This is a genomic window from Pseudomonas sp. 57B-090624, from assembly GCF_003234055.1.
Lineage (GTDB): Bacteria > Pseudomonadota > Gammaproteobacteria > Pseudomonadales > Pseudomonadaceae > Metapseudomonas > Metapseudomonas tohonis.
This window is the reverse complement of the sequence record NZ_QKRU01000005.1, coordinates 43,939-62,240: the sequence shown is the minus strand read 5'-3', so window position 1 is coordinate 62,240 and position 18,302 is coordinate 43,939. Positions and strand designations below refer to the sequence as shown.

The following is an 18,302-nucleotide window of genomic DNA, read 5'->3' as shown; positions in this document are numbered from 1 at the left end:
CAGTACCCACTGCTTGCGGCTTGCGGCTTGCACTGTGCAGCCTTGTCTATTTATTTGACCAGGGTACGCCACTCGGCGTGCGCGGCGGTCTTGCCGGTCACCAGGTCGAAGTAGGCCTTCTGCAGCTTCTCGGTCACCGGGCCACGGCTGCCGATGCCGATCTTGCGACCGTCGACTTCGCGGATCGGGGTCACTTCGGCGGCGGTGCCGGTGAAGAAGGCCTCGTCGGCGATGTACACCTCGTCACGGGTGATGCGTTTCTCCACCAGCTTCAGGCCCTGCTCTTCGGCCAGGCGCAGCACGGTGTTGCGGGTGATGCCGTTGAGGCAGGCGGTCACCTCGGGGGTGTAGAGCACGCCGTCCTTGATGATGAAGATGTTCTCGCCGGAACCCTCGGCCACGTAGCCTTCAGGGTCCAGCATCAGGGCCTCGTCGGCGCCACCGGAAATGGCTTCCTGCAGGGCCAGCATCGAGTTGATGTAGGCACCGTTGGACTTGGCCCGGGTCATGGAGATGTTCACGTGGTGGCGGGTGAAGGAGCTGGTACGCACCTTGATGCCCTTCTGCAGCGCTTCCTCGCCCATGTACGCGCCCCAGTTCCAGGCGGCGACGATGACGTGGACCTTCAGGCCGGTGGCGCGCAGGCCCATGCCTTCGCTTCCGTAGAACACCATCGGGCGGATGTAGGCGCTTTCTAGGTTGTTCTCACGCACGGCGGCGCGGGTGGCCTCGTTGATCTCGTCCTTGGACCACGGGATCTGCATGTTCATGATGTGAGCGGAGTCGAACAGGCGGTCGGTGTGCGCCTGCAGGCGGAAGATCGCCGTGCCGTCGGGGGTGTTGTAGGCGCGCACGCCTTCGAACACGCCCATCCCGTAGTGCAGGGTATGGGTCAGCACGTGAGTGGTCGCTTCGCGCCACGGCACCAGTTCGCCGTCATACCAGATCACGCCATCACGATCGGCCATCGACATATTTGCCAGCTCCTCAAGGGTTCGATTGATTCAGCACGGCGAGTTAGCAGGCTGTTGAAAAACTAACTGCGTTGCCGCTACGGCGTTGAAAACGCCCTCAAAATGCTCATTTGCCACACGTAGACTGCGCTTTCCGGCCGTTTCCGCCTTGTATCGGCTGCCTCGTCTACGTTCTTCAACGGCCTGCTAGCTCAAGCCCAACTCGCGCCAGATCCGCATCACGCCTTGGCGCTCCGCGTGAAACTGGTCACCACTCACTACGCCCGGCTGCTTCTGCAACGCCTGCCGGTGGGCGGCGGAGCGGTAGGCCTTGTAGGCCTCCTGCAGCAGGCTGACCGCCTCACCGGACAGCAATCCGACCTGCTCGAGGCCGTCGAGAATGCGGATGTTATCGGTGTAGCGCACCAGCTCAGGGTGCTGTCGCGACCAGGCAAGGGCCGCATATTGCACCATAAATTCGATATCGACGATACCGCCGGCGTCCTGCTTCAGATCGAAGGGAACGGTGCTTTCGAAGGCGTTCGCAGCGGTTCCCGCCGCAGTTTCGCGCGTTCCCAGGGTGGTACGCATCTTCGCCCGCATCTCGCTGACGTCCTGCTGCAGGGTGGCCAGGTCGCGCTCGCGCCCCAGCACCGCCAGGCGTACCGAGTCGAACGCCGTCGCCACGCGCTTGCAGCCCACCAGCACGCGGGCACGCACCAGCGCCTGGTGTTCCCAGGTCCAGGCCTCGTTCTCCTGGTAGCGCTGGAAGGCACCCAGCGAGCTCACCAGCAGGCCGGACGCGCCGGAGGGGCGCAAGCGCATGTCCACTTCGTAGAGCGAGCCGGAGGTGGTCTGGGTGGTGAGCAGGTGGATGATGCGCTGGCCCAGGCGGGTGAAGAACTGCGCACCATCGATGGGCTTGGCGCCATCGGTCTCCGCCTGCGGGTCGCCGTCATGGATGAACACCAGGTCGAGGTCGGAGCCATGGCCGAACTCCAGGCCGCCGACCTTGCCGTAGCCGACGATGATGAAGTCCGGGTCGCAGGCGCTGCCATCCGCGCGACGCGGCGCACCATGGCGGGCCACGGTGTGGCGCCAGGCCAGGGCCAGCACCTGGTCGAGAATGGCTTCGGCCAGCCAGGTCAGGTAGTCGCTGACTTTCATCAGCGGCAAGGTGCCGGCGATCTCGGAGGCCGCCACCCGCAGGCTGTGGGCCAGCTTGAAGTGACGCAGGGCCTCCATCTGCTGCTCGAGGTCGTCCTCGGGAATGCGGGTCAGCCGCTCACGCAGCTCGGCGGCGAGCTCGGGGGCCAGCGGCGGATGGTAGAGACGGCCTTCGTTGAGCAGCTCGTCCAGCAGCAGCGGGTAGCGGGCGATCTGCTCGGCGATCCAGGGGCTGGCGGCGCAGAGGGTGATCAGGCGTTCCAGGGCGCCAGGGTTCTCGCTGAGCAGCACCAGGTAGGCCGAGCGCCGGGCCACCTTCTCCACCAGCGGCAGCACGCGCTCCAGCACGAGGTCCGGCTTGCCGTGCTCGCTGGCCATGTTCAGCAGGCGCGGGATGAAGGCGTCCATGCGCTCGCGCCCGAGGCGCTGCATGGCGCGCAGCTGCGGGCCGTTGCGCAGGTCGACCAGGCGCTTGAGGGCGGCCAGCGGGTCGAGGAAGCCGGCTTCGCTCAACTGCCGGCAGGCGCTCTCTTCATCCAGGGCGTCTTCCCACAGCGGCAGCCACTCGCCGCCGATGCAAGCGTCCTGCGGGCCCGACTCCTCGTCCTGGTCCGGATCGGCGATGACCTGATGGAAATGCCACTCGATACGGCCGCGCCAGTACATAAGGCGCTCATGGAAGGCCGACCAATCGTCGAAGCCCATGATGAAGGCGACGCGGGCGCGGTCCAGGTCGTTGTCCGGGAGCATCTGCGTCTGCCGGTCGGCGATGGCCTGCAAGGCGTGCTCGGTGTAACGCAGGAAGGCATAGCCGTCGCGTAGCTCGGCGACCACCGCCGGTGGCAGGTAGCCCTGGCCTTCGAGCGTCGCCAGCACCTTGAGCAGCGGGCGCTGCTGCAGGCTCAGGTCGCGACCGCCATGGATGAGCTGGAAGGCCTGGGCGATGAACTCAACCTCGCGGATGCCGCCGGAGCCGAGCTTGACGTTCTCGGTCATGCCCTTGCGGCGCACTTCCTGCTGGATCAGCTGCTTCATCGAACGCAGCGCCTCGATGGCCGAGAAGTCCAGGTAGCGGCGATAGACGAAGGGCCGCAGCATCTCCAGCAGCTGCGCGCCGGCCTGCTGGTCACCGCCGACCACCCGCGCCTTGATCATCGCGTAGCGCTCCCAGTCGCGCCCCTGGTCCTGGTAGTACTGCTCCAGCGCATTGAAGCTGAGCACCAGCGCGCCGGACGAGCCGTAGGGGCGCAGGCGCATGTCGACGCGGAAGGCGAAACCGTCGACGGTGATGGCGTCCAGCGCCTTGATCAGCTTCTGGCCGAGGCGGATGAAGAACTCCTGGTTATCCAGCGCACGCTTGGCGCCTTCGGTCTCGCCGCCCTCGGGGTAGCCGAATATCAGGTCGATGTCCGAGGACAGGTTCAGCTCATGGGCGCCCAGCTTGCCCATGCCGAGGATGACCAAATGCTGCGGCTGCCCGGAGCGGCGCCCGGTTGGGGTGCCGAACTGCGCGCAGTGGCGGCTGTAGAGCCAGTGGTAGGCGCCGTCGATGCAGGCATCGGCGAGATCGGAGAGATCGCGGCAGGTTTCCGCGAGGTCCGCCTGGCGGGTCAGATCGCGCCAGATGATGCGCACTTGCTGGCGATTGCGAAAACGCCTCAGGTGGTGCGCCAGCTCGTCCTCACTCCCACAGGCGGAGATGACCGAACCCAATTTTGTACACAATTCACCACTTTTAAGTGTACATTCCAGCTCGCCCGATTCCGCCAGCTGCATGAGCATCGCCGGATCGCGCCGCGTCTGCTCGGCCACGAAATCACTGGCTGCGCAAACCCGCAGGAACGCCTGCTTCCGTTCGTCGGGCCAGCCGTCGAATACCGCACGCAGGGATTCCGGAAGGCCCTCCTGATCGGAGGTGAAGGCCTGGCGAGCACGGTCGGCGAGCGATTGCAGTTGTGGAGGGAGGGCGACAAGCGGGGGCAGGCTCATGGTCTATCCTGTGATCGGCGTACGCCGGGCCTGTGGTTGCTGGCCTCGCGCCGCCCATCTGTAGTTTTACTACGAAAGATTGTGTCCAGAGTGCTGAAACGGCCGTCGAAATGTAGTAAAACTACACAAGGCCGGTTCGACCCCCGGTAAATCCAAGAATTAGCAATCTGCCAGCCCATAAGGCTGTCAGTGAACATAGGCGTCCGATTCTGGAAGCCTTTCCGCCCTGGAGCAAGCCATGCAAGACCTCGATCCCGTCGAAACCCAGGAATGGCTGGACGCCCTGGAATCGGTTCTCGACAAAGAAGGCGAAGACCGCGCGCACTACCTGATGACCCGTATGGGTGAACTCGCTACCCGTAGCGGTTCGCAGCTTCCCTATGCCATCACCACGCCGTACCGCAACACGATCCCCGTCACCCACGAAGCACGCATGCCTGGCGACCTGTTCATGGAACGCCGCATTCGCTCGCTGGTACGCTGGAACGCGCTGGCAATGGTCATGCGCACCAACCTGAAGGACTCCGACCTGGGCGGTCACATCTCCAGCTTCGCGTCCTCGGCGACCCTCTACGACATCGGCTTCAACTACTTCTTCCAGGCCCCGACCGACGAACACGGCGGCGACCTGATCTACTTCCAGGGCCACGCCTCCCCCGGCGTCTACGCCCGCGCCTTCATGGAAGGCCGCATCACCGAAGAGCAGATGAACAACTTCCGCCAGGAGGTCGACGGCAACGGCCTGTCGTCCTACCCGCACCCCTGGCTGATGCCGGACTTCTGGCAGTTCCCCACCGTATCCATGGGCCTCGGCCCGATCCAGGCGATCTACCAGGCGCGCTTCATGAAGTACCTGGAAAGCCGCGGCTTCATCCCCGCCGGCAAGCAGAAGGTCTGGTGCTTCATGGGCGACGGCGAGTGCGACGAGCCCGAATCCCTCGGCGCCATCTCCCTGGCCGGCCGCGAGAAACTGGACAACCTGATCTTCGTCATCAACTGCAACCTGCAGCGCCTCGACGGCCCGGTACGCGGCAACGGCAAGATCATCCAGGAACTCGAAGGCGTCTTCCGTGGCGCCCAGTGGAACGTCAACAAGGTCATCTGGGGCCGCTTCTGGGACCCGCTGCTGGCCAAGGACGTCGACGGCATCCTGCAGCGCCGCATGGACGAAGTCATCGACGGCGAATACCAGAACTACAAGGCCAAGGACGGCGCGTTCGTCCGCGAGCACTTCTTCAACACCCCCGAACTCAAGGCCATGGTCGCCGACCTGTCCGACGACGAGATCTGGAAGCTCAACCGTGGCGGCCACGACCCGTACAAGGTCTATGCGGCCTACCACCAGGCGGTCAACCACAAGGACCAGCCCACCGTCATCCTGGCCAAGACCATCAAGGGTTACGGCACCGGTGCCGGCGAAGCGAAGAACACCGCGCACAACACCAAGAAGGTCGACGTCGACAGCCTGAAGTCGTTCCGCGACCGCTTCGACATCCCGGTGAAGGACGACGAGCTGGAGAACCTGCCCTTCTTCAAACCCGAGGAAGGCAGCGCCGAAGCCCGTTACCTGAGCGAGCGCCGTGCCGCCCTGGGTGGCTTCGTGCCCCAGCGTCGCGCCAAGAGCTTCAGCATCCCCACCCCGCCGCTGGACACCCTCAAGGCCATCCTCGACGGCTCGGGTGACCGTGAGATCTCCACCACCATGGCCTTCGTGCGGATCCTCTCGCAACTGGTCAAGGACAAGGAAATCGGCCAGCGCATCGTCCCCATCATCCCGGACGAAGCCCGCACCTTCGGCATGGAAGGCATGTTCCGCCAGCTGGGCATCTACTCCTCCGTCGGCCAGCTCTACGAGCCCGTCGACAAGGACCAGGTGATGTTCTACCGCGAGGACAAGAAGGGCCAGATCCTCGAGGAAGGCATCAACGAAGCGGGCGCCATGAGCTCCTTCATCGCCGCCGGCACCTCGTACTCCAGCCACAACCAGCCGATGCTGCCGTTCTACATCTTCTATTCGATGTTCGGCTTCCAGCGCATCGGCGACCTGGCCTGGGCCGCTGGCGACAGCCGCACCCGTGGCTTCCTGATCGGCGGCACCGCCGGCCGTACCACGCTCAACGGCGAAGGCCTGCAGCACGAGGACGGCCACAGCCACATGCTGGCCGGCACCATCCCCAACTGCCGCACCTTCGACCCCACCTATGGCTATGAGCTCGCGGTGATCATCCGCGAAGGCATGCGCCAGATGACCGAAGAGCAGCAGGACGTCTTCTACTACATCACCGTGATGAACGAGGCCTACACCCAGCCCGCCATGCCGGCCGGTGTCGAGGAAGGCATCATCAAGGGCATGTACCTGCTCGAAGAGGACAAGAAGGAAGCCGCGCACCACGTGCAGCTGCTGGGCTCGGGCACCATCCTGCGCGAAGTCCGCGAAGCGGCGAAGATCCTCCGCGACGAGTTCAACGTCGGCGCCGATGTCTGGAGCGTCACCAGCTTCAACGAACTGCGCCGCGACGGCCTGGCCATCGAGCGCCACAACCGCCTGCACCCGGGCCAGAAGCCCAAGTCGACCTACGTCGAGCAGTGCCTGAATGGCCGCAAGGGCCCGGTCGTGGCCTCCACCGACTACATGAAGCTGTTCGCCGAACAGATTCGCCAGTGGGTGCCGAGCAAGGAATTCAAGGTCCTGGGTACCGACGGCTTCGGCCGCAGCGACAGCCGCAAGAAGCTGCGCCACTTCTTCGAAGTGGACCGCTACTGGGTCGTCCTGGCGGCACTGGAAGCCCTTGCGGATCGTGGCGACATCGAACCGAAAGTGGTGGCCGAGGCCATCGCCAAGTTCGGCATCGACCCCGATAAGCGCAACCCCCTGGACTGCTGAGGAGACGCATTGTGAGTGAGTTGATCCGCGTACCCGATATCGGCGGCGAAGGCGAAGTGATCGAGATCCTGGTCAAGGTCGGCGACCGCGTCGAAGCCGACCAGAGCCTGGTCACCCTGGAATCCGACAAGGCCAGCATGGAAGTCCCCTCGCCCAAGGCCGGCGTGGTGAAGAGCCTGAAGGTGAAGATCGGCGACCGCCTCAAGGAAGGCGACGACCTGATCGAACTGGACGTCGAGGGCGCCGCTGCTGCGGCACCCGCGCCCCAGGCTCCGGCCGCTGCGCCCAAGGAACAAGAGCAGCCCGCCGCGGCGCCGGCACCCGCTGCCGCCGCCACCACTGAAAGCGTCCAGGACGTGCGCGTCCCGGACATCGGTTCCGACAGCAAGGCCAAGGTGATCGAGATCCTGGTCAAGGCCGGCGATCGCGTCGAAGCCGACCAGAGCCTGATCACCCTGGAGTCCGACAAGGCCAGCATGGAGATCCCCTCGCCCGCCGCCGGCGTGGTCGAGAGCGTCGTGGTCACGCTGGATGCCGAAGTCGGCACCGGCGACCTGATCATCAAGCTGCGCACCGCAGGCGCCGCCCCGGCCGCCGCCAAGGCTGCCGAAGCACCTGCCGCCGCACCGGCTCCGGCCCCCGCCGCCGCCCCGGCCGCTCCGGCTGTCGAAGCCGTGCAGGACGTCCACGTCCCGGACATCGGCTCCGACAGCAAGGCCAAGGTGATCGAGATCCTGGTCAAGGCCGGCGATCGCGTCGAAGCCGACCAGAGCCTGATCACCCTGGAATCCGACAAGGCCAGCATGGAGATCCCCTCGCCCGCCGCCGGCGTGGTCGAGAGCGTCGTGGTCAAGCTGGATGCCGAAGTCGGCACCGGCGACCTGATCCTCAAGCTGCGCACCGCAAGCGCCGCCCCGGCTGCCGCACCAGCACCCGCCGCGCAGGACAGCCAGCCGGTGCATCGCGTACCAGCGGGCGCCAGCCCGGCCGTGGCCGCCGAAGTCAACGCCATCGCCTCGCTGTCGGCCGCCGCCGCCGGCAGCCCCGGCGCACCGGCGCGCTCCGACGGCGCCAAGGTCCATGCCGGCCCGGCCGTGCGCCAGCTGGCCCGCGAGTTCGGCGTCGAGCTGGGCGCGGTCACTGCCACCGGCCCGCACGGTCGTGTGCTCAAGGAAGACGTGCAGGCCTATGTCAAGGCCGTAATGCAGAAGTCCAAGGACGCCCCGGCAGCCGCCGCGGGTGCTACCGCTGGCGCCGGCATCCCGCCGATCCCCACCGTCGACTTCAGCAAGTTCGGTGAGATCGAGGAAGTGGCGATGACCCGCCTGATGCAGGTCGGCGCTGCCAACCTGCACCGCAGCTGGCTCAACGTCCCCCACGTGACCCAGTTCGACTCCTCCGACATCACCGAGCTGGAAGCCTTCCGCGTCGCCCAGAAAGCCGTCGCCGAGAAAGCCGGCGTCAAGCTGACCGTGCTGCCGCTGCTGCTCAAGGCCTGCGCCTACCTGCTCAAGGAAATGCCGGACTTCAACAGCTCCCTCGCCCCCAGCGGCAAGGCGCTGATCCGCAAGAAGTACGTGCACATCGGCTTCGCCGTGGACACCCCGGACGGCCTGCTGGTCCCGGTGATCCGCAACGTCGACCAGAAGAGCCTGCTGCAACTGGCTGCCGAAGCAGCCGCCCTGGCCGAAAAGGCCCGGACCAAGAAGCTCTCGGCGGACGACATGCAAGGCGCCTGCTTCACCATCTCCAGCCTCGGCCACATTGGCGGCACCGGCTTCACGCCGATCGTCAACGCGCCGGAAGTGGCGATCCTCGGCGTGTCCAAGGCCACCATCCAGCCGATATGGGACGGCAAGGCCTTCCAGCCGCGCCTGATGCTGCCGCTGTCGCTGTCCTACGACCACCGTGTGATCAACGGTGCCGCCGCCGCGCGCTTCACCAAGCGCCTGGGTGACGTGTTGGCGGATATCCGCACCATGCTGCTGTAAACCTTTGCTTCATCGCGAGCACGCCACGCTCGCACCTCGACCCCGCCCCTTTAGGCGGGGTTTTTTTTCCCTGGATCCACGCAAGGACACGCCTGCCGGCGCCCAGGCGCGGTCCTGCGGTGGCCCGCATCGCGTCATCGAAGGAAGGAGGGAGAGGCGGAACCCACCCGCACCGGCAGGTGGGTCCGGTTGCAGCCGGGTCAGCCCTTCTGCAGGTTGCGGATCAGGAAGCTGAACGCCTTGGCCAACTGCCCGGCACCGTCCAGGTCACGCACGATGGTCAGCATCGGCTCGCTGGAGCCCGGCACGTTGAGCACACAGGCCTGGCCCTCGCGCGGGCAGGCATAGCTGATGCTCGGATCGACGCCGAACACCGGCAGCAGCCGGTTGCGCACCGCGACGCCGGTCCCCGTCGTGGCCCGGACTTCCTCGCGCAGCATCAGCTCACCCGGCCGCGCCAGGCTCACCTGGTACTGCAGGTCACGCCGATCACTGGAGCCGACCTGGTAACCGGCGCTTAGGGCATAGGTCTTCAGCAGCGCATTGGTGTGCGCGAACAGCGCCTTGCGCTCGTCATCGGTCAGGTAGAGACGCTTGATCTCGGCCAGGTAGCGGGTCTGCTCAGCGCTGCTGAGAACCGGCTCCGAACCGGCCGCCGAGACCGGTGATAAAAAAAACATACCGCACAGCACCAAAGCCCCACCAAGTTGTCTTGTCAGCCCCATCCGCATGATGCACCCTTGCCCGACGCCATATTAAGAAGTGGGCCGAGGCCCGACTCGGTCAGCATACTGGAACCCCCCCGCCCGATGAAAAGCCATCCCGATGCCGCCAGCCGTACGGTGGCCGAGGTTGTGACGCAGTTGCCAGTCCCTTCGCGGCTTGGCCTCATGCGTTTCGAGCGGATCAACGAGGCCAGCTGGGCGCTGCTGTTCCTCGACCCCAATTGCGAACGCCATATCGGCATGCCGGCCACCGAGCTCTGCGCCCTGGTCGGCTCCCCCTACGCCAGCCTGATGTCCCCCGAAGCCCGCTACCGCCTTCACGACGAAATCCAGCGCCAGCTGGCCGGCGGTGCCAGCTACCAGGTGCAGTACAGCCTGCACACGACCGACGGCGTGCGCACCATCCTCGAGCTCGGCGAAGCCTTCCAGCAGCACGGCCGCAGCCTGCTTCGCGGCTACCTGCTGCCGGTGGATGCCGAGGATGCCGAAGCGGGTGAAGACACCGACCAGCGCCTCAGCGAACTGGAAGCCCAGAACACCCGCCTCAAGAGCTCCCTGGACCTCTATCAGCGCTCCCAGGAAGACCACCTGCAACACCTGATCCGCTCCCGCGCGCAGCAGAGCCTGATCGTGCGCCTGGCCCGCCACCGCTACGGTGCCGGCGACCCCGCCCTGGAGGCGGCCAAGCTGATCACCTAGGCCGCCTGCGAAGCCTACGAAGTGTCCCGCGCGTCCCTGTGGATGTTCGACGGCGACCTGTTGCGCGCCATCAACCTCTACCGGCGCGACCAGGACCACCACGAACACCCGGACGCCATCGACGTCAGCCGCTACCCGCAGTACCTCGAAGCCCTGCACAGCGGGCGCGCCATCGACGCCCACAATGCCCAGCGCGACCCCCGCACCAGCGAGCTGGCGGACGACTACCTCAAGCCCCAGGGCATCGTCGCCCTGCTCGATGCCAGCGTGCGCATCGGCGGCGATGTGGTCGGCGTGCTGTGCCTGGAGCACACCGGCGGCCAGCGCGTCTGGCAGACCGACGAGATCGCCTTCGCCGGCGAGCTGGCCGACCAGTTCGCCCAGGTCCTGGTCAACCAGCAGCGCCTCGACGCCACCAACGCCCTGCACCTGTTCCAGCGCGCCGTCGAGCAGAGCGCCAGCGCCTTCCTGCTGGTGGACCGCGACGGCCTGGTGGAGTACGTCAACCCCAGCTTCACCGCCATCACCCAGTACAGCTCGGATGAAGTCCATGGCCGCCGCCTGTCCGACCTGCCGGCCCTGGAGAACCTCAGCGACCTGCTGTTCGACGCCCGCTCCAGCCTCTCCACCAGCAACAGCTGGCAGGGCGAGTTCCGCAGCCGGCGCAAGAACCTGGAGCCCTACTGGGGCCAGTTGTCCATCTCCAAGGTGTTCGGCGAGAACGGCGAGCTGACGCACTACATCGGCATCTACGAGGACGTCACCCACAACAAGCTGGCCCAGCAGCGCATCGAGAAGCTGGCCTACACCGACAACCTCACCGGGCTGGGCAACCGCCCGTACTTCATCCGCAGCCTGGAGGAGCGCTTCCAGAGCGACCTCGAATCGCCCCTCTGCCTGCTGCTGGTGGACATCGACAACTTCAAGCGCATCAACGACAGCCTCGGCCACCAGACCGGCGACAAGCTCCTGGTCAGCCTCGCCCGCCGCCTGCGCAACACCCTCGGCCAGGGCGACATCCTCGCGCGCTTCGCCAGCAACGAGTTCGCCGTGCTGCTCGACGGCGCCGACCTGGAAAGCGGGCAGAGGACCGCCGGGCAGATCCTCCACACCCTCGACAAGCCGCTGTTCGTCGACAACCAGCTGATCAGCGTCACCGGCTCCCTCGGCCTCGCCTGCGCACCGCAGCACGGGCGCGACCCGCAGACCCTGATGAAGCACGCCGGCCTCGCCCTGCACAAGGCCAAGGCCAACGGCAAGCACCAGCTGCAGCTGTTCACCGAAACCCTCAATGCCGAGGCCAGCTACAAGCTGTTCGTCGAGAACAACCTGCGCCGCGCCCTGGCGCAGAACGAGCTGGAAGTCTTCTACCAGCCCAAGCTCTGCCTCAAGACCGGGCAACTGCTGGGCATGGAGGCGCTGCTGCGCTGGCAGCACCCGGAGCGCGGCATGATCCGCCCCGACCAGTTCATCAGCGTCGCCGAGGAAACCGGGATGATCATCCCCATCGGCAAGTGGGTGATCCGCGAAGCCTGCCGCATGAGCCGACGCCTCAGCGCCTCGGGCATGGGCGATGTGCAGGTGGCGATCAACCTCTCGCCCAAGCAGTTCAGCGACCCGGACCTGGTGGGCTCCATCGCCGCCATCCTCCACGAGGAGCAACTGCCCCCGGGGCTGCTGGAACTGGAGCTGACCGAAGGGCTGCTGCTGGAAGCGACCGACGACACCAAGCACCAGCTCAACCGCCTCAAGACCCTCGGCCTGACCCTGGCCATGGACGACTTCGGCACCGGCTACTCCTCCCTCAGCTACCTGAAGAAGTTCCCGATCGACGTCATCAAGATCGACCGCAGCTTCATCAAGGACATCCCCGACAACCAGGACGACATGGAAATCACCTCGGCGGTGATCGCCATGGCCCACAACCTCAAGCTCAAGGTCGTCGCCGAAGGCATCGAGAGCGCCCAGCAGCTGGCCTTCCTCCGCCGCCAGCGCTGCGATGTCGGCCAGGGCTACCTGTTCGACCAGCCCATCCCCGGGCACCTGCTGGTGGAAAGCCTGCGCCGCTACCCCTGCCGACCGCAGCCCTGAGCCCCGAGCCTGCTGTAACATCGGCCATTCCCGCAGGTCTATCGACCAGCCAGCCACCCTTCGAGGAGAACGCCATGGTCCTGCGCTCGCAGATCCTTGCCCACAAAATCGAGCTGCCCACCGCGGCACAGGCATTGCCCGGCCGCGAATCGCCGATGCCGGTTCCCGATGCCCACTACGTCAACGGCCGCCCCCTGCAGGCGCCCTTCCCCGCCCACCTGCAACAGGCGGTGTTCGGCCTCGGCTGCTTCTGGGGCGCCGAGCGGCGTTTCTGGCAACAGGAAGGCGTCTGGTCCACTGCGGTCGGCTACGCCGGCGGCCACACTCCGAACCCGACCTACGACGAAGTCTGCTCCGGCCTCACCGGGCACACCGAGGTCGTCCTGGTGGTATTCGACCCGCAGGTGATCAGCTACGAGAAACTGCTCTCGGTGTTCTGGGAAGCCCACAACCCGACCCAGGGCATGCGCCAGGGCAACGACATCGGCACCCAGTACCGCTCGGCCATCTACTGCAGCGACGCCACCCAGCTGGAAGCCGCCAGGGCCAGCGAAGCACGCTTCCAGGCCGAATTGAGCAAATCCGGCTTCGGCGCCATCACCACCGAGATCGACGAAATGCCGCCCTTCTATTACGCCGAGGCGTACCACCAGCAGTACCTGGCGAAGAATCCGGGGGGTTATTGCGGGTTGGGGGGGACGGGGGTTTGTATGCCGGTTTAGAGCTTGAGGCTGGAAGCTTGAAGCTGGAAGAAGGAGCGCCGGCCTGAGGCCTCTGGCTTCCGGCTTCCGGCTTCCGGCTTCCGGCTTCCGGCTTCAAGCTTCAAGCTTCAAGCTATCAACTGTCCGCAATAATCCAGTCCAACCGCCAACCACCCTGACTCTGCGCGAGCTTGTCGCTCAGCCAGGGCAGCAGCTGGCGCAGTTCCTCTTCGATTCCCCACGGCGGGTTGGCGATGGCCAGGCCCGAGCCGTTGAGGCCGAGGGCGTTGTCCGCCGGGTGCACCATCAGCTCCACGCGCAGCAGCTTGGGCGCGCCGGAGGCCTCCAGGCCCTGGTAGAAGCGCTTGAGCTGGCGCTGGTCCTTGATCGGGTACCAGATCGCCACGACGGTCTGGCGCATGCGGCCGATGGCTTCCTTCAGCGCGGTCACGCAGCGTTCCAGTTCGTCGGCCTTCTCGAAGGGCGGGTCGATCAGCATCAGCGCGCGCTTCTCCGCCGTCGGCAGCAGGGCCCGGGGCAGGTGCCAGCCTTCGCCCAGGTGCACGGCAACGCGGCGGTCGCCGGCCATGTTCTCCTTCAGCGCCTGGCCGTCTTCCGGGTGCTTCTCGTTCAGGTGCAGGCGGTCCTGCGGACGGGTCAGCCGGCGAGCCAGTTCGGGGGAGCCGGGGTAATGACGAAGCTCGCCCTCCGGGTTCAGCGCCTGCAGCACGCCGAGGTAATCCACCATCAGCGCCGGCAGGTCGGGCTGGCCCCAGAGCCGGCCGATGCCCTCCTCCCATTCCCCGGTGCGGCTGGCCTGGTCGCCGGCCAGGTCGTAGAGGCCGACGCCGGCGTGGCTGTCGAGGTAGGCGAAGGGCGCCTCCTTGCGTGACAGCAGGGCGATCAGGCGGGCCAGGGTCAGGTGTTTGAGCACATCGGCATGGTTGCCGGCATGGAAGGCGTGACGGTAGTTCATGGTGTGGGAATCCTCGCGAGGCGCGCAGTTTACCAGCCGCGACGCTGGCCGGGTTTTGCCGCTTTATCACCCTTATGGATGTTGCTAGGCGACCTTCATTCACCGATCTAGACTCCGGCCATCCAACCGGAGATCCGACATGTCCGAGACCCTGCTCAGTTCCCGCAACCTGGCCTTCGAACTCTACGAAGTGCTGGACGCCGAAGCCCTGACCCAGCGCGAGCGCTTCGCCGATCACAACCGCGAAACCTTCGACGCCGCCATCGGCACCGCCCGCAGCATCGCCGAGAAATACTTCGCCCCGCACAACCGCAAGGGCGACGAGATCGAGCCGGAATACCACGACGGCGCCGCCACGCTGATCCCGGAAGTGAAACCCGCCGTGGACGCCTTCCTCGAAGCCGGCTTCCTCAACGCCACCCGCAGCTTCGAGCAGGGTGGCATGCAGTTGCCTACCCTGCTGTCCCAGGCCTGCTTCGCCCACTTCCAGTCGGCCAACGTCGGCAGCTCGGCCTACCCCTTCCTCACCATGGGCGCGGCCAACCTGATCGAGAGCTTCGGCAGCGACGAGCAGAAGCAGCGCTTCCTGCAGCCGATGATCGAGGGCCGTTTCTTCGGCACCATGGCGCTCACCGAGCCCCACGCCGGCTCCTCGCTGTCGGACATCCGCACCCGCGCCGAACCGGCCGGCGACGGCACCTACCGCATCAAGGGCAACAAGATCTTCATCTCCGGCGGCGACCACCCGCTGTCGGACAACATCGTGCACATGGTGCTGGCCAAGCTGCCGGACGCCCCGCCCGGGGTGAAAGGCATCTCGCTGTTCATCGTGCCCAAGTTCCTGGTCAACGACGACGGCTCCCTCGGCAAGCGCAACGACGTGATCCTCGCCGGCCTGTTCCACAAGATGGGCTACCGCGGCACCACCTCCACCGCGCTGAACTTCGGCGACAACGGCGACTGCGTCGGCTACCTGGTGGGCAAGCCCCACGCCGGCCTTGCCTACATGTTCCAGATGATGAACGAGGCCCGCATCGGCGTCGGCATGGGCGCGGTGATGCTCGGCTACGCCGGCTACCTCTACTCCCTGGAATACGCCCGCGAGCGCCCGCAAGGCCGCCTGCCCGATGGCAAGGACCCGACCAGCGCCCAGGTGGCGATCATCGAGCACGCCGACGTGCGCCGCATGCTGCTGACCCAGAAGGCCTACGTGGAAGGCGCCTTCGACCTGGGCCTGTACGCCGCGCGCCTGTTCGACGACACCCAGACCCTCGCCACCGAGCAAGAGCGCAAGCAGGCCCATGAACTACTCGACCTGCTCACCCCCATCGTCAAGTCCTGGCCCTCGGAGTTCTGCCTCAAGGCCAACGAGCTGGCGGTGCAGATCCTCGGCGGCCACGGCTACACCCGCGAATACCCGGTGGAGCAGTACTACCGCGACAATCGCCTCAACCCCATCCACGAAGGCACCCACGGCATCCAGTCGCTGGACCTGCTGGGGCGCAAGGTGGCGCAGAATAACGGCGCCGGCCTCAAGCAACTGACCCGCCTGATCAACGACACCTGCCAGCGCGCCGCCGCCCATGGCTCCCTCGACGCCCTGCGCCAGCCGCTGGAGCAGGCCGTCGCGCGCCTCTCCGCCGTGACCCTGGCACTGCTCGGCGACCTGATGCAGGGCAAGGTCAACCAGGCCCTGGCCAACTCCGCGCTCTACCTCAACGCCTTCGGCCACGCGGTGATCGGCTGGCGCTGGCTGGAGCAGGCGATCCGCGCCGAGGAAGGCCTGGCCAGCGGCAACCCCGCCGACGCCGACTTCTACAAGGGCAAGCTGCAGGCCGCGCGCTACTTCCTCACCTGGGAAGTGCCGAGCGTCCATCACGCCCTGGCCATCCTCGAGGCCCGCGACGACACCTGCCTGGAGATGCGCGACGCCTGGTTCTGATTCCAACGCTTTCAGGGTTTCCCTGCCCCGCGCACATGCGGGGCTTTTTTTGCCCGCGTCGCGCTGCGCCACCGACGACGGTGCAAGGGGGGACGCGTCATCCCCGCGAACGCGGGGACCCACTGGAACGCCCATCGGTATCGTCCCTTCTCCCTCGGCAAAGCGGGCTCGGAGAACATCCTGACCGCCTGGTCGATTCCATGAACGGACGGCTCGGCTGCGGTCGAAAAAACCTGAGGATTTCTACCGATCAGCGCTTGCGGCGCGTTGCGGGTAGCAGGTTAGAATCCAGCTGGCATGCACGCTGCATGCATCCCTCCAGCGTCACCCCCCGACATCGTTACCAGGAGCTTCAATACGTGGATGCAGCCACCATCAATAGCCTGTTCCTGATCGGCGCGTTGCTGGTCGGCGCAAGCATTCTGGTGAGCTCGGTTTCCTCGCGCCTGGGCATCCCCATCCTGGTCATCATCCTTGCCGTCGGCATGGTCGCCGGCATCGACGGCCCGGGCGGGATCGGCTTCAGCAACTACCCGCTGGCCTACCTGGTGGGCAACCTGGCGCTGGCCATCATCCTGCTCGACGGCGGCCTGCGCACGCGGGTCTCCAGCTTCCGCGTGGCCTTGTGGCCGGCGCTGTCGCTGGCCACGGTCGGCGTGCTGATCACCACCGGGCTGACCGGCATGGCCGCCGCCTGGCTGTTCGACCTGGACGTCATGCAGGGCCTGCTGATCGGCGCCATCGTCGGCTCCACCGACGCCGCGGCGGTGTTCTCCCTGCTCGGCGGCAAGGGCCTCAACGAACGGGTCACCGCCACCCTGGAGATCGAATCCGGCAGCAACGACCCGATGGCGGTGTTCCTCACCGTCACCCTGATCGACATGCTGGCCAAGGGGCAGACCGAGATCAGCCTGTCCTTCCTCGGCCACCTGGTCAGCGAGTTCGGCATCGGCGCGCTGCTCGGCCTCTCCGGTGGCTGGCTGCTGCTGCAACTGATCAACCGCATCAACCTGCCCAACGGCCTCTATCCCCTGCTGGTGGTGAGCGGCGGCCTGCTGGTGTTCGCCCTCACCAACTTCCTGCACGGCAGCGGCATCCTCGCCGCCTACCTTTGCGGCCTGGTGCTGGGCAACCGGCCGATCCGCTCGCGGCACAGCATCCTGCACATGCTCGACGGCATGGCCTGGCTGGCGCAGATCGGCATGTTCCTCGTGCTCGGCCTGCTGGTCACGCCCCACGACCTGCTGCCCATCGCCGTCCCCGCCCTGGGCCTGGCGCTGTGGATGATCCTCTTCGCCCGCCCGCTGTCGGTGATGATCGGGCTGATCCCCTTCCGTGCCTTCCACGACCGCGAGAAGGCCTTCATCGCCTGGGTCGGCCTGCGCGGCGCGGTGCCGATCATCCTCGCGGTGTTCCCGATGATGGCCGGCCTGCCCCATTCGCAGCTGTACTTCAACCTGGCCTTCTTCATCGTCCTCGTGTCCCTGCTGCTGCAGGGCGCCAGCCTGCCACTCGCGGCCAGGCTGCTGCGGGTGACGGTGCCGCCGGAGCCGGCGCCCATCTCCCGCGCCGGGCTGGAGATCCACCCCACCAGCGAGTGGGAGCTGTTCGTCTACCGCCTGGGCGCGGAGAAGTGGTGCATCGGCGCCGCCCTGCGCGAACTGAAGATGCCCGAAGGCACCCGCATCGCCGCCCTGTTCCGTGGCACCGAGCTGCTCCACCCCTCGGGCTCCACCGTGCTGGAGGCCGGCGACATCCTCTGCGTGATCGGCCACGAGCATGATCTTCCCGCCCTCGGCAAGCTGTTCAGCCAGGCGCCCCAGCGCGGCCTGGACCTGCGCTTCTTCGGCGACTTCGTCCTCGAAGGCGACGCCCAGCTGTCCGCCGTCGCCTCGCTCTACGGCCTGAAGCTGGAGGACATCGATGGCAGCCAGCCGCTGGGACGCTTCATCGCCCACGAGATCGGCGGCGAGCCCATCGTCGGCGACCAGGTGGAATGGAACGGCCTGACCTGGACCGTGGCCCTGATGGAAGGGAACAAGGTGCGCAAGGTGGGCGTCAAATTCCCCGAAGGTCATGGCCGTCCAGGCCCCGGACTGTTCCTCTGAAGGCGCGGCACATCCCAGCACGGGGCCGCGTCCTGACATATCATCAACCGCACTTTTTCCAGAGCCGCCCCACGCG

At 66.3% G+C, this 18,302-nt stretch carries 9 protein-coding genes and 1 pseudogene; 6 read left to right on the top strand and 4 right to left on the bottom strand.

All coding sequences use genetic code 11. From position 1 onward, the window contains the following. Nucleotides 1-50 precede the first annotated feature (50 nt). Nucleotides 51-974, bottom strand: coding sequence for a branched-chain-amino-acid transaminase (gene ilvE / locus DMX10_RS03650; protein ID WP_111259827.1), 924 nt, complete (start codon nucleotides 972-974; stop codon nucleotides 51-53). A gap of 186 nt (nucleotides 975-1,160) precedes the next feature. Then, nucleotides 1,161-4,109, bottom strand: coding sequence for a bifunctional [glutamate--ammonia ligase]-adenylyl-L-tyrosine phosphorylase/[glutamate--ammonia-ligase] adenylyltransferase (glnE, locus tag DMX10_RS03645; protein WP_111259826.1), 2,949 nt, complete (start codon nucleotides 4,107-4,109; stop codon nucleotides 1,161-1,163). 238 nt (nucleotides 4,110-4,347) lie between these two features. On the opposite strand from glnE, the gene aceE reads away from it, so the two are divergent. Both aceE and aceF read left to right on the top strand, forming a co-directional pair. Next, on the top strand, nucleotides 4,348-6,993 hold the full coding sequence (aceE, locus tag DMX10_RS03640; protein ID WP_111259825.1) for a pyruvate dehydrogenase (acetyl-transferring), homodimeric type: 2,646 nt from the start codon (nucleotides 4,348-4,350) through the stop codon (nucleotides 6,991-6,993). Between the two features lie 11 nt (nucleotides 6,994-7,004). After that, the gene (aceF, locus tag DMX10_RS03635; protein ID WP_111259824.1) at nucleotides 7,005-8,984 is read left to right on the top strand and encodes a dihydrolipoyllysine-residue acetyltransferase; all 1,980 of its coding nucleotides are present in this window, start codon (nucleotides 7,005-7,007) and stop codon (nucleotides 8,982-8,984) included. Between the two features lie 200 nt (nucleotides 8,985-9,184). Here aceF and DMX10_RS03630 read toward each other — a convergent pair whose 3' ends face one another. Beyond that, entirely contained in the window at nucleotides 9,185-9,664 is a 480-nt protein-coding gene (locus DMX10_RS03630; RefSeq protein WP_111259823.1) for a hypothetical protein, read from the bottom strand. A 129-nt stretch (nucleotides 9,665-9,793) separates the two neighbouring features. Here DMX10_RS03630 and DMX10_RS03625 point away from each other — a divergent pair. Both DMX10_RS03625 and msrA read left to right on the top strand, forming a co-directional pair. Continuing rightward, a pseudogene (locus DMX10_RS03625) lies at nucleotides 9,794-12,499 on the top strand (putative bifunctional diguanylate cyclase/phosphodiesterase). Nucleotides 12,500-12,573: 74 nt separating this feature from the next. Continuing rightward, complete coding sequence (gene msrA, locus DMX10_RS03620; RefSeq protein ID WP_111259822.1) at nucleotides 12,574-13,221, top strand: peptide-methionine (S)-S-oxide reductase MsrA; 648 nt, start codon at nucleotides 12,574-12,576, stop codon at nucleotides 13,219-13,221. A 115-nt stretch (nucleotides 13,222-13,336) separates the two neighbouring features. Here msrA and DMX10_RS03615 read toward each other — a convergent pair whose 3' ends face one another. Continuing rightward, nucleotides 13,337-14,176 (bottom strand): 23S rRNA (adenine(2030)-N(6))-methyltransferase RlmJ, encoded by an 840-nt coding sequence (locus DMX10_RS03615; protein ID WP_111259821.1) that lies wholly within the window; start codon nucleotides 14,174-14,176, stop codon nucleotides 13,337-13,339. Nucleotides 14,177-14,315: 139 nt separating this feature from the next. Here DMX10_RS03615 and DMX10_RS03610 point away from each other — a divergent pair, with 139 nt between their 5' ends. Continuing rightward, on the top strand, nucleotides 14,316-16,118 hold the full coding sequence (locus tag DMX10_RS03610; protein ID WP_111259820.1) for an acyl-CoA dehydrogenase: 1,803 nt from the start codon (nucleotides 14,316-14,318) through the stop codon (nucleotides 16,116-16,118). A 359-nt stretch (nucleotides 16,119-16,477) separates the two neighbouring features. Then, nucleotides 16,478-18,226: a potassium/proton antiporter gene (locus tag DMX10_RS03605; protein WP_111259819.1), complete on the top strand. Its 1,749-nt coding sequence runs from the start codon at nucleotides 16,478-16,480 to the stop codon at nucleotides 18,224-18,226. Nucleotides 18,227-18,302: the final 76 nt, after the last annotated feature.

Bases quoted from the DNA above. Each gene is read 5' to 3' on its own strand.
- msrA (WP_111259822.1), top strand. From the start codon at position 12,574: ATGGTCCTGCGCTCGCAGATCCTTGCCCACAAAATCGAGCTGCCCACC.
- glnE (WP_111259826.1), bottom strand. From the start codon at position 4,109: ATGAGCCTGCCCCCGCTTGTCGCCCTCCCTCCACAACTGCAATCGCTC.
- DMX10_RS03615 (WP_111259821.1), bottom strand. From the start codon at position 14,176: ATGAACTACCGTCACGCCTTCCATGCCGGCAACCATGCCGATGTGCTC.
- ilvE (WP_111259827.1), bottom strand. From the start codon at position 974: ATGTCGATGGCCGATCGTGATGGCGTGATCTGGTATGACGGCGAACTG.
- DMX10_RS03610 (WP_111259820.1), top strand. From the start codon at position 14,316: ATGTCCGAGACCCTGCTCAGTTCCCGCAACCTGGCCTTCGAACTCTAC.
- aceE (WP_111259825.1), top strand. From the start codon at position 4,348: ATGCAAGACCTCGATCCCGTCGAAACCCAGGAATGGCTGGACGCCCTG.
- DMX10_RS03630 (WP_111259823.1), bottom strand. From the start codon at position 9,664: ATGTTTTTTTTATCACCGGTCTCGGCGGCCGGTTCGGAGCCGGTTCTC.